Origin of the sequence: Neobacillus paridis (assembly GCF_016765675.1) — a bacterium.
Classification (GTDB): domain Bacteria; phylum Bacillota; class Bacilli; order Bacillales; family Cytobacillaceae; genus Neobacillus; species Neobacillus paridis.
On the sequence record NZ_JAESWB010000127.1, the window covers coordinates 1 to 620 of the forward strand.

A 620-nucleotide genomic window follows, 5' to 3' on the forward strand; every position below is an offset into this window, starting at 1 on the left:
ACATCCTATCATAACGAGCACAAATGCCTTGAATCCATAATATGGCCGTTGGTTGTTTATCGTCATAAGGTATCAAAAACCAACGCCTTTTATCACGATGATTTGAGCCATCTCAGCACGAGCTTCAAATTATTCGAATGTTCAGAGGCCAGGGGCAAGCCGAAAGCGCATTGAGGTGGCGCCACCTACTTGCCAGTATCCACTTCAGATTTTTAGCAATAAAAAGTTTCACCTAACCGTGCTCGAACTGCATTCCGGGCACGGCCTTGCTGTGAAGACCGGCCGCCAGTTAATTTCGCGACCGTATGCTCGCAACTGTCATTGATTCAGGTAATTCTTCATCTTGGCCATTGCGATCGCAGGGGCTTCCCCGCCAAGTATTTTTATCAGCCGGGGTGCTGCGCATAAAATCCAGCGAGTTCGTCGGCAATGCCGGGATTTGTCTGATTATCAGAAAATCAATTCAAAGGCGACTTACAGCATGGATTTCGCTTGCGAAAGAATTGTGTCGCAAACTTGCTTGGTGATCTTATCTTTCAAGCCCCCGCCGCTCAAATCAAGTTGCTTGCCATTGCTGCTGTTAAGAATACCTTTTTCGCCATCGGCATAGCCGCTGTCAG

1 protein-coding gene is annotated in these 620 nt (G+C 47.6%); it reads right to left on the reverse strand.

Features of this window, described 5'->3' with window-relative positions; translation table 11 throughout:
- Positions 1–474: 474 nt before the first annotated feature.
- A partial coding sequence (locus tag JK635_RS28200) for a DUF2501 domain-containing protein (RefSeq protein WP_202653262.1) occupies positions 475–620 on the reverse strand: 146 nt, incomplete at its 5' end.